This window comes from Rhizobium sp. WW22, assembly GCF_047041135.1.
Taxonomy (GTDB): domain Bacteria; phylum Pseudomonadota; class Alphaproteobacteria; order Rhizobiales; family Rhizobiaceae; genus Rhizobium.
The window spans coordinates 164,744-178,363 of sequence record NZ_CP178199.1; the positions used below are offsets into that span (position 1 = coordinate 164,744).

Annotated in this window: 14 protein-coding genes; 12 read left to right on the plus strand and 2 right to left on the minus strand. The window is 57.1% G+C overall.

The genetic code is table 11. The features are described 5' to 3' along the window. Positions 1-147: 147 nt before the first annotated feature. Together ACK83U_RS19685 and ACK83U_RS19690 are read left to right on the plus strand one after the other, a co-directional pair. The gene (locus ACK83U_RS19685; RefSeq protein ID WP_112604069.1) at positions 148-861 is read left to right on the plus strand and encodes a FadR/GntR family transcriptional regulator; all 714 of its coding nucleotides are present in this window, start codon (positions 148-150) and stop codon (positions 859-861) included. Positions 862-949: 88 nt separating this feature from the next. Further along, positions 950-1,870, plus strand: a complete 921-nt coding sequence (locus ACK83U_RS19690; protein WP_412474969.1) for a dihydrodipicolinate synthase family protein — start codon at positions 950-952, stop codon at positions 1,868-1,870. 713 nt (positions 1,871-2,583) lie between these two features. Here the strand turns inward: ACK83U_RS19690 and ACK83U_RS19695 are convergent. Then, entirely contained in the window at positions 2,584-3,612 is a 1,029-nt protein-coding gene (locus ACK83U_RS19695; protein WP_112611078.1) for a LacI family DNA-binding transcriptional regulator, read from the minus strand. Positions 3,613-3,941: 329 nt separating this feature from the next. Between ACK83U_RS19695 and ACK83U_RS19700 the strand changes: the two genes are divergently transcribed. The 9 genes from ACK83U_RS19700 to ACK83U_RS19740 all read left to right on the plus strand — a co-directional run bounded on the left by ACK83U_RS19700 (position 3,942) and on the right by ACK83U_RS19740 (position 12,315). Continuing rightward, positions 3,942-4,907, plus strand: coding sequence for a substrate-binding domain-containing protein (locus tag ACK83U_RS19700; protein ID WP_112611076.1), 966 nt, complete (start codon positions 3,942-3,944; stop codon positions 4,905-4,907). Between the two features lie 97 nt (positions 4,908-5,004). Continuing rightward, positions 5,005-6,060 (plus strand): ABC transporter permease, encoded by a 1,056-nt coding sequence (locus tag ACK83U_RS19705; protein WP_112611074.1) that lies wholly within the window; start codon positions 5,005-5,007, stop codon positions 6,058-6,060. An 11-nt stretch (positions 6,061-6,071) separates the two neighbouring features. After that, a complete protein-coding gene (locus ACK83U_RS19710) occupies positions 6,072-6,899 on the plus strand; it encodes a sugar ABC transporter ATP-binding protein (protein WP_112611072.1) in 828 nt (275 codons plus the stop codon). Positions 6,900-6,982: 83 nt separating this feature from the next. Continuing rightward, positions 6,983-7,984: a Gfo/Idh/MocA family oxidoreductase gene (locus ACK83U_RS19715; RefSeq protein ID WP_210290530.1), complete on the plus strand. Its 1,002-nt coding sequence runs from the start codon at positions 6,983-6,985 to the stop codon at positions 7,982-7,984. After that, positions 7,981-8,940: a sugar phosphate isomerase/epimerase family protein gene (locus ACK83U_RS19720; RefSeq protein WP_112611068.1), complete on the plus strand. Its 960-nt coding sequence runs from the start codon at positions 7,981-7,983 to the stop codon at positions 8,938-8,940. Before ACK83U_RS19715 ends, ACK83U_RS19720 begins: the two co-directional genes overlap by 4 nt. Before the next feature lies 1 nt (position 8,941). After that, a complete protein-coding gene (locus ACK83U_RS19725; RefSeq protein WP_112611066.1) occupies positions 8,942-9,715 on the plus strand; it encodes a TIM barrel protein in 774 nt (257 codons plus the stop codon). Positions 9,716-9,752: 37 nt separating this feature from the next. Continuing rightward, complete coding sequence (iolG, locus tag ACK83U_RS19730) at positions 9,753-10,754, plus strand: inositol 2-dehydrogenase (RefSeq protein WP_112611080.1); 1,002 nt, start codon at positions 9,753-9,755, stop codon at positions 10,752-10,754. A 477-nt stretch (positions 10,755-11,231) separates the two neighbouring features. Further along, complete coding sequence (locus tag ACK83U_RS19735; protein WP_412475020.1) at positions 11,232-11,477, plus strand: MurR/RpiR family transcriptional regulator; 246 nt, start codon at positions 11,232-11,234, stop codon at positions 11,475-11,477. Between the two features lie 70 nt (positions 11,478-11,547). After that, positions 11,548-12,315 carry an IS6 family transposase gene (locus ACK83U_RS19740; protein WP_112611062.1) on the plus strand — a complete coding sequence of 256 codons (768 nt, stop codon included), beginning with the start codon at positions 11,548-11,550 and terminating at the stop codon, positions 12,313-12,315. Positions 12,316-12,496: 181 nt separating this feature from the next. Here the strand turns inward: ACK83U_RS19740 and ACK83U_RS19745 are convergent, their stop codons facing one another. Continuing rightward, positions 12,497-13,132 carry a hypothetical protein gene (locus ACK83U_RS19745; protein ID WP_112611060.1) on the minus strand — a complete coding sequence of 212 codons (636 nt, stop codon included), beginning with the start codon at positions 13,130-13,132 and terminating at the stop codon, positions 12,497-12,499. 115 nt (positions 13,133-13,247) lie between these two features. Between ACK83U_RS19745 and ACK83U_RS19750 the strand changes: the two genes are divergently transcribed. Next, complete coding sequence (locus ACK83U_RS19750; RefSeq protein WP_112611058.1) at positions 13,248-13,562, plus strand: metalloregulator ArsR/SmtB family transcription factor; 315 nt, start codon at positions 13,248-13,250, stop codon at positions 13,560-13,562. Positions 13,563-13,620 lie beyond the last annotated feature (58 nt).

A 13,620-nucleotide genomic window follows, 5' to 3' on the forward strand; every position in this document is an offset into this window, starting at 1 on the left:
CGTCCCGTCACCATGCACCCATCCGGCGCAGCGTCGAGACCATATTACATTCTCAGGTAATTACAATAGTTGACAGATTTTTACAGATTTTGTAGTTCTGAACGCGCAGGTGCGCTGTGCCTGCGCCGCCATTCACGAAGGATGATGATGAAACTCTCTGTCGCCAACGATTCCGGTGTAGGCGTGACGCGCTTCGGCGACATCATCTATGAGAGGATCGTCGCGATGATTGCGGATGGAACCTTTCCCGTGAACGAGCGGTTGCCGGCGGAAGCCAAGCTCGCGGAAATGTTCGGCGCGTCACGGCCTGTTGTGCGCGACGCTCTGGAGCGGCTGCGTGCAGATGGTTTGGTCGTTTCGAGCAAGGGGTCGGGTTCCTATGTCAGGCAAAGGCCGGATTCGTCGGTCCTGAAAATGGTGCCTGTAGGATCGCTTGCCGATGTCCAGCGCTTTTTCGAATTTCGCGCCGGGCTTGAGGCGGAGGCCGCCGAGCTTGCTGCGCGCAACTGGCAGGCTGATGACAAGGAGCGGATCACACTAGCGCTTCAAAAAATCGAACAGTGTCTTCGCGAGGGCCGACTTGGCGCTGAAGAAGATCAGGAACTGCACGATGCCATTGCGGTCGCCACCGGCAATCAATTCCATGTCTCTGCTCGCGAATTGTTCAAGCCGCACTTCGCCATCGGTCATTCCGTGACCCGCAGCCTCAGCCTCAAGCGGACGCCAGAACAGATCCGCAGTGTTCAGGATGAGCATGCCGTCATCGTGCAGGCGATTTTCGCGCGGCAGGAGACCGAGGCTCACGATGCCATGAAGCGCCATATCTTGAATGCACGCGCCCGCATGTTCCAGGGCGTATAGGGAATTGGATGAGGCGAAGGCGAGGTGATGGCTTCTTTACGTCTCCTCGTTTGCGTCTCGATGGATGATAAAGGGTCAGGGTAGGAAGATGAGCATTGAAACCATGCGGCAGGTGCTGACCGGCGTCTCCGGTGTTCCGGTCACGGCCTATGATGGAAGTGGCGAGGTGGAACCGCGCGTCACCGCTCAGGTCTATCAGCGGGTAGCGGCTGCCGGCATTCACAACATCGTTGCGGCTGGGAATACCGGCGAGTTCTATGCGCTCACTCCGCAAGAAATCCGCCGCGTCCATGAAGCGGCGATATCCGGCGTCGACGGCAAGGCGCCGGTGACGGCGGCGATTGGCCGTTCATTGCGCGAGGCGATCCAGATGGCGAAGGATGCTGCCTCGATCGGTGCTTCAGCCGTCATGTCGCACCAGCCGGTGGATCCTTTCGCCGCACCCGGCTCGCAGATCGACTATTTCCGCGATCTGGCGGAGGCCTCGCCCCTGCCGCTCGTTGCCTATGTCCGTGCCGAGGGCTTCAGCGTCGAAGACATGGTTCGCCTGGCCGGTCACGGCAACGTTGTCGGCATCAAGTTTGCGACGACGGATCTGATGCTGCTTTCGCGGGCGATCGCGAGTTCCGACCCAAAAGGCGCGCTCTTCGTCTGCGGTCTGGCCGAAAGCTGGGCTCCGACATTTGCGGCGGCGGGCGCAAGAGGCTTCACCTCAGGCCTCGTCAATGTTGCGCCGAAGCTGTCGCTTGCCGTTCACGCTGCCTTGGAGAAAGGCGATTTCACCGCTGCGCGCGCCATCGTCAACAAGCTTGAGCCCTTCGAACGCATGCGCACGAAGTTCCGCAACGGAACAAACGTTACCGTCGTCAAGGAGGCCGTGACCTATTCCGGCCTCGATGTCGGTCCTGTCCGCGTTCCGGGCGTGCCACGTCTTGATGAGAAGGACCGCGAAGAGTTGTTCGCTTTGCTGCGCAGATGGCGGGAAGCAGGCGAACTTGCCACCGCCTGATGCCGGTATCCGGCGGTGGCGACCTCTTCATGAACCGACGTTCTAAGTACGCCGCTACAGACAGTCCGAACGCATTCGACGCAGCCCGCTTCATACGTATGTGACAAGGGAAATCGTCATATGTCAGCGGGTTCGTGACTGGTGCTGCTACCTTGTAAGCTGGTCGGGCGAACTTCAGTGCGGTCCTTGTGGGGCCTCAGCAAGAACAAGCGAGCTGCAAGAGCGAAGGGATTATGAATGAATCAGCTGCAACTCGGTACGTCTCGGGCTGCCCGCTAGCGAACTCAAATGTCTTCGATAAGCGAAGTTCCATAAATCGCACTATGCTGGATCGGATGCCTAAGTCATTGATAATGTGGGATGCGACACGAAAACAGCGGTCCCTTCAAGGCGACGATGTTCATAGGGGAGCCACACTTTTAGGTGCTGGTGAGAATCTCGCAATATCGCGATGTTCATGATTGTCTGCCGAGCGAAGGGCCGCGTCACCGAGCGCGCAATTGTGAAACGCACCAATTTTCAATGATGGAAATACCACTTTGGCGCAGGCGCCCGATTTCGGCCGTGCCGGCGGGGCTTCCCTCATCGGCGTGTAGGCGTTAAGAGTTCGTCCATCGTATAGTTGAGGACCTTTCGATTCGGCCCCAAGGCGGACGCGAAGACGCAGGCGAACCCCAGCCTGCCACTTGCATGGCCAACTTAAGAGGTCCTCATCAGACGCTCTCGGGGCTATACATATCGAATGGAAATGTGATCCTAAATACTCCGTTATCAGGACTTGCGTTCTTCGCTTTCAGCAAAGTCGCAATTGTCTCAGATGCAAAACGCTCTATGGGGTGTGACAGGATCAGCGAAATTGTGCCATCTATCAAAGCAGCCCGCGTATCTTCAAAAAGCTCATAGCCTACGGTGACGAAGTCTTCCCGTTTCGGAGTAGCTCTGAGCGCGGCTATCGCACCTGTAACACCACCCCCCGAGATGAATAGCCCGCACATATCGGGATGGTCTGTCAGCAGCTTTTCGACATGTTCACGGGCAACCACAGCCGACTCGTAAGTTGGTAGCGGTTCGAGCAGCGTGAATCCCGAATTATGTTCACGGAAGTAGGACCGAAACCCGCTTTCATTCATTTCCTGGTTTCGCAATCGGTGGCTGCCCACAAGAATGCCTATCTTCCCCGGCTGTCGCACCATGCGGTCAAACGCCCAGGCAGCGGTGCGTCCCACTTTCCAATTGTCGAGCCCGACAAAGCTGATTCCTCCCTTGGCCGTAAGGGGGCCGATAAGTGAAACGACCGGCACGCCGCTTTCAAGAACTGCGTCGATCGCGTCAGCAACGGCGGGATGCTGCGGCGCTACAATCGCAAGTGCTTCGCACCGAGCGCCGAGCGACTGAATATGTGCTGCGACTTTCTCCGGCGTGAGATCTTCCATGTACTCGACGGCAAGATCTATATTGGCGGCAGGATGAGCTTTCGCGGCTTGCGCTATTGAATCGCCAAGTAGGCGATAGAATCGTCTCTCTCGTCGCTGCAGCAAAACCCCAACACGGTGGATCACCTCTTGTGCCTTCGCCGCCTGCTTGATGGTGCCAAGTCCGTAGAAGCCGATTTCCTCAGCGGCTGCCAAAACGCGCGTGCGCGTATTGCTGCGGACCGATTGAGGCTCGGAGAGAACACGATTGACCGTTGACACGGATACAGCCGCCGCTCTCGCCAAGTCTGGAATGGTTGGTCTCTTCATGTCAAAATTTCCATTTCCATGATTGCAGGTATGTCACAACATGTCATTTAGCCAAGTTGTTGAAACGATTTGAGACGAATTTAGTAAGCGATATTAATCCATGTTGACCCGAAAGATGTCAACGTAGCATTCATTGCGCGTTGACGGCGCTCAGCGATCTAGGAGCCGTCAGCGCTTTGGGGGGAGGCCCAGCGCACAATTTGGACGAGGGAGCTCAACGGCGCTTGGTTGAGATCGCGGACCTGCGCGTGCCTGCCGGGATCGGCCGCATGGCCAAAAAAATATGTCGAGCCGCAGCCATGCGGCTTTAACCTGAGGAGGAATTCGACATGTCGTTCACCAAGAAAATCGCCACCGCAGCCATGGCATTCATGCTGGCATCCAGCGCTCATGCGGCTGACACGGATATCGCCGTCATCGTTGGTTCGGCTCAAGATGGCTTCTGGAACATGGTCAAGAAGGGCGTCGACGACGCGTCGCTGATGGTCAAGGCCAATGGCGGCACCGTCAACTTCATGCAGACCCAAAACTATGACAACTTTGGCCCGGATCTCGCTTCGCTGATCGAACAGGCCGTAGCCCAGGGGGCCAAGGGTATCGCTATTCCGAACTGGCTGCCGGAATCCGAAACGCCTGCCCTCAAGGCTGCGCGCGACAAGGGCGTGGTGATCATCTCCTTCAACGCTGGCCAAGGCGAGATGGATAATTACGGCTCGCTGAACTATTTCGGCTCGGACGAATACCTGGCGGGCGTCGAGGGCGGCAAGTATCTCGCATCTCACGGTGCAAAGAAGATCCTCTGCCACATCCAGAACCCGGGAGCCGTAAACCTCGAAACCCGCTGCAAGGGCGTTCAGGACGGTGCGAAGAAGGCTGGCGCGGACACCTTCATCCTTCGTGTTCCCGCCAACCTCGACCAGGACATGAATGGTACCTCTGAGGCGATCAAATCCGAGCTGATCGCCGATCCGTCGATCGACGCCGTAATCACGCTCGCCGCCTGGGCCGCGGATGCTGCCGCTAGCTCCATCGATCAGCAGGGCAAGAGCGGCAAGATTCAGCTTGGCACCTTCGATATGTCCGCCTCGGTTCTGGATCGCATTTCGAAGGGCACGCAGACCTTCGCCATAGACCAGCAGCCCTATCTGCAGGGATTCCTCGCAACCTCGATGCTGTTCGCCAACCTGAAGTTCGGCACTGCGATTGCAACGAAGCCGGTTCTGACCGGCCCGGCGATTGTCGACAAGACCAATGTTGCTTCCGCAATCGAAGGCGTCAAGCTCGGCGCACGTTGAGGCGGGCCTGAGGCTGAGATCTGGCCACTAAACTGGCCGGGTTTCAGCCCTGCTCCCTCCATGTAACTTCGTCTGCGTTGATTGAGGATTTTGCTACATGACCGCCACAAACCTGAGAACCAGCACCGTTGAGACAACCGCCGTCCAGAGTGAAACGACCATTTCATCCATCAAGGCCTTTTTTCGCACCCCTGCCGCTGGTGCTTTCATGGGATTCGTGGCCGTCTTCGTTCTCTTTTCGATTTTCGGATACAGCCGTAATTTTCTCTCAGTTCCGGGTGTGACGACATGGGTCAATTTCGCGTCCCTGGTCGGGATGATCGCAATTCCAGTCGGATTTCTGATGATCGCCGGTGAACTCGACATTTCGACGGGTGCCGTACTTCCTGCGTCGACTATGACGATTGCGATCGTCTGTGAGCACTATCAGATGCCCGTGCTTGTTGGTGTCGCTGCGGCTCTTGCCATTGGTGCCCTGATCGGCTTCATCAACGGATACATCGTCACTCACACGCGCGTGCCGTCGTTCATCGTGACATTGGCGACGCTCTTTGCCGTGGCAGGTATCACGCTCTACCTGTCGATCTTCTTCATCAACAACACCAATTCTTTCTATCATGCGCCAGATTGGGCAAAATCGCTCTTCGGCGGCAAAGTGTATGGCTTTAACTCTTCCGTCTTCTGGTGGGGTGGCCTCATCACAGCATTCGTCTTCTTCCTGCACTACTCCCCAAAGGGAAGCTGGGTCTTCGCTCTCGGTGGCGACCAGGAAAGCGCGAGAAACGCAGGTATCCCTGTAACTAAGATGAAGATTGCTCTCTTCATGCTGTGTTCCACGTCGGCGGCCTTCGCCGGTGTTCTCCAGGTGATGACATTCAGCTCCGCAACGTCCCAGGCCAATTTTGGCCTGATCTTCAACACCATTATCGCGGTCGTCGTCGGTGGCGTTCTCCTGACCGGTGGTTTCGGTACGGTAATGGGCATTGTCTTCGGGGTGCTCACGCTTTCGATCGTAACCCAGGCTATCGGTTTCACGGAGATCGACAGAAACCTGTCCTTTCTGATCATCGGCGTCATGCTTTTGATCGCCGTCCTGCTCAACGACACGTTTCGTCATTTGGCCACCAGCTGGTCGACGTCCAAGAAGAAGTAAGGAGAGCGACAATGTCCGCCAAGAAACCCGTTCTCGAATTTCGAAACGTCGACAAATCCTTTGGCCATATTGATGCTCTGCACGATATCAGTATTAAGGTAGTCGAAGGTGAGGTGCTCTGCCTGCTTGGCGACAACGGCGCGGGCAAGTCCACACTCATCAAGACCCTGTCCGGAGTCTATCAGCCGACGCGTGGCGAAATCTTGATGGATGGCGAGCCCACCAATTTCTCCAGTCCCCGCGAAGCGCAGGAACGGGGGATCGCTACGGTTCACCAATTCGGTGGGACCTATCCCTTGATGTCCATAGGGCGCAACTTTTTCATGGGTTCAGAACCGACAAAGGGCTGGGGCCCGTTCAAGTATTTCGACCGCACGACCGCCAACCGAGTGGCCGTTGCGGAGGTTCAGAAGATGGGGATCACTCGCATCACCGACGGGGACCGTTTGGTCGGCGGTCTGTCCGGAGGGGAGCGCCAGTCGCTCGCGATCGCGCGTGCTGTCTATTTCGGAGCCCGTGTTCTCATCCTTGACGAGCCGACGGCAGCCCTCGGCGTCAAACAGGCTGCGCACGTACTGCGGATCGTCAATGAGGCCAAACGCCGCGGCCTCGCGGTCGTTTTCATCACCCATCAGGTGATGCATGCCATGGCCGTGGGCGATCACTTCGCGGTGCTCATCCGGGGTGCCATTGCGGCCGACTTCCGAAAGGGGGAAAAAACACGCGAGCAGATCGCCGATCTAATGGCCGGAGGGGAATCGATGGCAACTCTCGAAGCCTCCATCGAAGGCTATAGGGAGACCCATGACGGTGTTCCGCCCCGCCCGCGCACTGAATGAATCTGATTGAGCCATCACGTAGCGGATTGTGTTGAACGGAAGCGGTTGGGCCTTGCGCCAACCGAATGGAAGGAGTTTGTCCAATGGTGCGAATCGCAGTCATTGGTGCGGGACTGATGGGCGCTGATCATGCCAGGATCGTCACCGAGGAAATGCAAGGCGCAAGCCTTCAGGTGGTCTGCGACATGGACGAAGTCCGGGCGCGCAAGGTGGCCGATGCCCATGGTGCAGCAGACGTTGCGACTGACCCGGAAGCTGTGATTGCCCGCGCCGATGTGGATGCGGTGATCGTCGCGAGCCCGGACTTCACACATGCGCCGCTGTCACTCGCCTGCATCAACGCGGGCAAGAAGGTGCTGTGCGAAAAGCCTCTGTCGCAGTCCTCGGCAGAATGCCTCTCGGTTATGCAGGCGGAACAGAAAGTCGGTCGAAGGTTCGTACAGCTTGGCTTCATGCGGCGCTACGACCAATCCTATTGCGAGATGAAGCAGGCATTGTCGACCGGCAAACTTGGCCGGGCGCTGATGATGCACAACTTCCACCGCAATGTGGAAACGCCCGCTTCGAACTTTACGGGGGCAATGGCGATCACCAATTCGGCGCCACATGAATTCGACGTGGTCCGCTATGTGCTCGGAACTGAATATGCCGCGATTTCGGCCTTCCAGCCCGTTCGATCGGATGCCAGGGTTGCACCAGTCTTCATGGTTCTCGAAACCTCTCATGGTCAACTCGTCAATATCGAGATCAATAACAACGCGGCATACGGCTATGATGTCCGTGCCGAACTCGTCGGCGAGCAGGCGAGCATGGCAATGAACCATGTCGCCTATACACGGCTGGAGCAGTCGCTGGGTGTTCATACCGGCTACGATGCCGATTGGCGAAGCCGCTATTTCGATGCCTATCGCCGCCAGAACCGGGCTTTCCTAGGCTTCGTCAAGACAGGCATTTTCCCGGAATTCGCATCGAGCTGCTGGGATGGCTATACCGCTGCCGTCGTCGCCGAGGCAGGCGTTAAAGCACTTGCTTGCGGTCAAAAGCAACCCGTCACCATGATTTCCAAGCCGGAGTTCTACGCATGAAACTGGGTTTCGTATCCGACAGCCTTGGGGACATGCCGCTCAATGACCTACTCGACAATGCGGCCCGCATGGGTGTCTCGGGGGTCGAGGTCAACACTTGCGGCTGGTCGACAGCCCCGCATTTCGATCTCAAATCCATGCTGGGCAACACGGTCGCGCAGAAGGACTTCCTCAAGGGCTTTTCAGATCGTGGGCTTGATGTGATCAGCCTGAATGCCAATGGCAATCCGCTTCACCCAACCGATCCGGCTCAGGGCGAAGATCTGAAGAAAACCATCCGGGTCGCAGGCGAAATGGGCATCAAGACGGTCTGCACCATGTCTGGCCTGCCTGCGGGCAATCCGTCCGATACCATGCCGAATTGGGTCGTCTCTTCCTGGCCGCCGGAAACGCAGGCGATCCTCAAATACCAGTGGGAAGAAAAGCTCCTGCCCTTCTGGGCCGAGATAGTGGCGCTGGCAAACGAATGCGGCGTGGAAAGGATTGCGCTCGAACTACATGGTAACCAGTGCGTCTACAACGTGCCGTCGCTCCTGAAGCTCCGACAGCAAGTCGGCCCTGTCGTCGGTGCAAACCTCGACCCTTCACATCTGTTCTGGATGGGGGCGGATCCGCTGATAGCGGCCGAGGCATTGGGGAAGGCCGTCTATCACGTCCATGCCAAGGATACATTCCTGAACGCGCCGAAGCAGGCGGTGACCAGCCTCCTCGAAAATGGGAGCCTCACCGACATTCCGGCCCGCTCCTGGTCCTATATCACGCTCGGCTTCGGCCACGGGGAGGAATGGTGGCGCCAGTTCTGCTATCGCCTGAAAATGGCCGGTTACGACGGCTGGCTCTCCGTTGAACATGAGGACGTGCTTCTCAATTCGCTCGAAGGGCTTAAAAAATCCGTGGCCCTACTAAGGGGTGTTATGCCCGTTGCACCGGCCGATTTCAAACTTCAGGAAATCTAAGATGACCTTCCAACTTGCCGCTTGCGCCGAAATGCTCTGGCGCGACAGACCAATCGAATGGCGGGCAAGCCGCCTGAAGGAGATGGGCTTCGGCGTCGGCCTTTGGAACTGGCCCGCCTGGAATCTCGACGCCCTGGAAAAAACCGGTGCCACCTTCACTATCATGAACGGCTATCTCGAAGGTCGGCTCACCGATGCAGAAGGTTGTGAGATGCTTCTGGCGTCTGCCACGGAAACGGCGAAGGTTGGCAAGCGCCTCGGTGTCCACCGCCTCAATCTGCATGGCACGGGGCTTGGTGAACTGGGCATTCCGATACCGAAGATCGGTGCCTTCGCGCCGGGTATGGAACAGCGGGCGCGCGATACGCTTAACCGCATCTGCGATCTGGCAGAAGCCGAGGGTCAGGTTTTCACGTTAGAAAACCTCAACCCCATCGATCATCCTGGTTGCCCTTTCGGCTCGACCGCTGATGTGCTTGCTATCGTTTCTGCCGTGAACCGCCCGCAATTGCGCATCAATCTCGATCTCTACCATACCCAGATCGGCGAGGGTGATCTTATCCGCTGGTGCAAGGCCTGTCTGCCCTGGATTGGGGAGGTTCAGGTGGCTGACAATCCCGGCCGTTGCGAGCCGGGCACGGGCGAAGTGAACTGGCACGGCGTTGCAAAAGCCCTGAAAGCGATGGGCTATGCGGGGCCTGTCGGTATGGAAGCCTTTGCCTCCGGCGATCCGGAAGATGCGCTTGAAGCGTTCCGCACCGCTTTCACTATCTGATGTTGTTTTCCTAGGAGGATCATCCGTGTCATCCACCATCCTGAACGTCGGTCTTTTGGGCGCAGGCCGTATTGCTGGCGTCCATGCCACCGCCATTTCCACCAATCCCGGCAGCCGCCTCGCGGCTGTCTCCGACATCAATCAGGCCGCCGCTGAGAAGATCGCCGCCCAGTATGGCGCCGAAGCTCGCTCGACCGATGCGATCCTCGATGATCGCGCCATTGATGCCGTGCTGATTGCCACCTCCACCGATACCCATTCCGACTTGATCGAGCGGGCGACGACAGCAGGCAAGGCCGTGCTTTGTGAAAAGCCTGTCGACCTCAGCCTTGCAAGGGCACAGGTTTGCCAGAAGACGGCCGTCGCTACCGGTAAGCCGGTGATGATTGGCTTCAACCGCCGTTTCGATCCCAACTTTGCGGCTCTCAAGGCAGCAGCCGACCGTGGTGAAATCGGCAAGACTGAACTCCTGTCAATCACGTCCTTCGACCCCGCGCCGCCGCCGGTCGCCTATATCAAGGTCTCGGGCGGCCTCTTCCGTGACATGATGATCCATGACTTCGACATGGCTAACTTCATCCTGGGTGCGGCTCCCGTCGCTGTCTCGGCTGTCGGAACATCGGTCGTTGATCCCGAAATCGGTGCCGCTGGTGATGTCGATACCGCCGTGGTGACGCTTTCCTACGCCGATGGCCGTATTGCCGTGATCAAGAACAGCCGCCGCGCCGTCTATGGCTATGATCAGCGTCTGGAATTGCTGGGTTCGGAAGGATTGCTGCAGGCGCAGAACATGCTGGAAAACACAGTGGTAAAGTCCACCACCTCTGGCGTGACGGGCTCAAAGCCCACCTATTTCTTCCTCGAACGCTACATGCCCGCCTATGCGGCGGAATGGGCAGCATTTGTCACCGCTGTGAACACAGCCTCGGCTCTGCCGGTCACGCTCGATGATGGTGTCGCAGCGCTCGCCATGGCGGAAGCTGCAACCCAGTCTGCAAAGACCGGATCCCTCGTGAAATTGGCAGAGGTTCTTGGCTGAGCTTTCAGAGAAAGCAAAACAGTCTCTGTCGGACAACTCCTCCTGCCCGATCTAGCGGCGGCCCGACCTTCGGATCGAGCCGTCGCATACTCCTGATGCCGGAGGATGCGCCGCTGAAGACTCGATCAACGACCTGCTGCGACTACGGGTACCGGCCACAGGATATCAGGTTGAGCGATGGTGCGGACGGGAACGTTCACCATCCGAAGGAACGTTTCCGTTGAATTCGATCCGGTCATGCACTTGTGGAGAACGTGGTTTGTGCCGGATGGCTCGTCGTCGAAGCGGGGGTAAGTCCGCGATTGCTCCGCTTAGAGAATACATGGCGCAGGCCTGTGCTGCCCTCCAGGCAAAGTTCGGGGGTGACAACCTTCAACGACCCTTCCCAAAAGTTATAGCCGAACAAGCACCGGAAGCATGATCATGAGCACGGATAAAACAATTCGAAAACTGACGACCATCGCCGAGCTAAAGGATATGATTGTAGCAACCAAGCTTAGCCTCCCGGAGCAACAAGAGCGTGTCGCACGCACGGCTCTCGCTCATCCTGAAATTGTAGCGTTCGGCACTGCGCAATCGCTTGCGAACCGATGCGGAGTGTCGCCCTCAACCGTGGCCAGAGTTGCCGTTGCTCTCGGGTTCGATAACTTCAGGGAGTTCCGACAGGTTTTCCGTCAGCAGATCCGAGAGATTTCGATACGAGCCGCAGACACCCTATGCTGACAGGAAGGCTCTGTTGCAAAAATTCCAAAGATGCCGGAAGGAGCACCAAAGATTTTGAGTGAGATTTTTGATGAGCGATTTTAAGTGGCGTCATTTCCAGGGTGAAATCATCCTTTGGGCGGTCCGCTGGTACTGCCGCTATGGGGTGAGCTACCGGGATCTTGAACAGATGATGGGTGAACGGGGCGTTCCTGTTGATCATTCCACGATCTATCGTTGGGTCCAGAAGTACGCGCCGGAGATCGAAAAACGGCTGCGCTGGCACTGGCGTCGTCCGCAATCAACGAGTTGGCGTGTCGACGAAACTTATGTGAAGGTTCGTGGCCAATGGACATACCTTTACCGGGCCGTCGACAAATTCGGCAACACGATCGATTTCTATTTGTCCCCGACCCGCAACGCGAAAGCCGCCACGCGCTTTCTCGGCAAGGCCCTGAACGGTCTGAAGGATTGGGAAAAGCCAGCCGTGATCAACACCGACAAAGCGCCAACCTATGGCATTGCCATCGCGCAATTGAAGGCCGAAGGCAAATGCCCCGGCGAGCTTGTGCACCGGCAGGTCAAATATCTGAACAATGTCGTTGAGGCTGATCATGGCAAGCTGAAACAACTGATCAGGCCGGTGAGAGGGTTCAAGACGCTGAAAACAGCCTATGCGTCGATCAAAGGTTTCGAGGTCATGCGAGCCTTGCGCAAGGGCCAGGCTGCGATTTTCAATCTGACGGGTGACGCCCGTGGTGAAGCCCGTATCGTTGAACGGGCTTTTGGCATCGGACCGAGCGCCCTGACGGAAGCCGTAGCTCTGCTCGCCCGGAATCTCGAAACTCAGGCTGCATGAGGGTAGAGAACACGGCACCTATCCAACCTCTCGCAATGTTTGCAACAGAGCCCTCAATCGCATGTTGGCATGTGCACGCCCGAAATCCGTCCGTTGCGGGAAGGCAACCCCCTAGACGACAACATCAAAGTGCGGACTCTGAAAAACACCCGAGCCGCGCACCAAAGCTCTCATCTCGCCTTTAAGAGCAAAGCGACACCTGTACTGAATTGAGCGCCGACTTGAGGTAGCGGGCTGCGAGCAGGTTTCCCCGCTCCCTCGCCAAAGACAAGGCTGCATCACAGTAAGCCTGAAACGGCTCCGAGCCATCAAGAACAAGGGCGGCTTTCTTCTCGACGACTATGCCGCAAAAGAATGAGGCTAGACCTAGCTCATTTCTCAGACAGCAGCCCGTAAGCACCACTTTCCGTTGGGTTCCACCGGGATAGGTCGAGTATTCAAGATGGCATCGTTCTCCTGTTTTGATGGCTTGAAAGAGCCCGTGAGCGACCTGAGGCTGGTCACTTTTCTCCATACGGCCTATTAAGTCCTCGACAGCCACACCGGCCGCCAGGTCCTCTGCCTCCATCCCGTGGAGCGCCGCGAATAAGCTATCACCATGGTAAAGGTTCCCTGCAACAAACCACGTAAAGAAGCCGATTTCGGGGATCACAAGCCTTACGGTTTCGCGCGCAGACGGGACACTCGGCGCGTCCTGCAAAAGCCTGCGGCTTAAACTGATGTTCTCCCGGACATCCGACAGGAGACCGGCGATCTCCGACGTAAGAACCTTCGTTCGCTCCATTTGCTCCAATTGAACGCCCTCTCCAAGGCCCATTGTCCGCCTTCATAGCATAGTATAACCTAATACAAGCACAGGGTATTGAACATTACCTTTATCAACTGTGATGACTGGCGTTTTTTCTCACCCCAAATTCTTAGGGGATTGCTTGATGACAGACGATATAAAGTTCAATGCCGATAAAGCTGCGGAGCTGCTTGGGCTTCTCGCAAATCCCAGCCGTCTGAAAGTGCTGGAGCTGATCACCAAAGATGAGTGGGGCGTGTCAGAGCTTGCAACGGAGCTGGGGCTTAGCCAGTCTTCCTTGTCTCAGCATCTTGCACGATTCAGGAGCGCCAATCTGGTTGCTGTGCGCCGAGAAGCACAAAACCTTTACTACTCGTGTTCATCACAAGACATTTTGAAAGTCATGGCGACACTCGAAGAAATCGGCAAAATTTCCGGGAGCCCGAAGTCAGCCGCCTAGCTTCAGTCGCGCCTCAGTATATATTGTCGACGCGCCCGCTAGCCACTGTTGCGCGGGG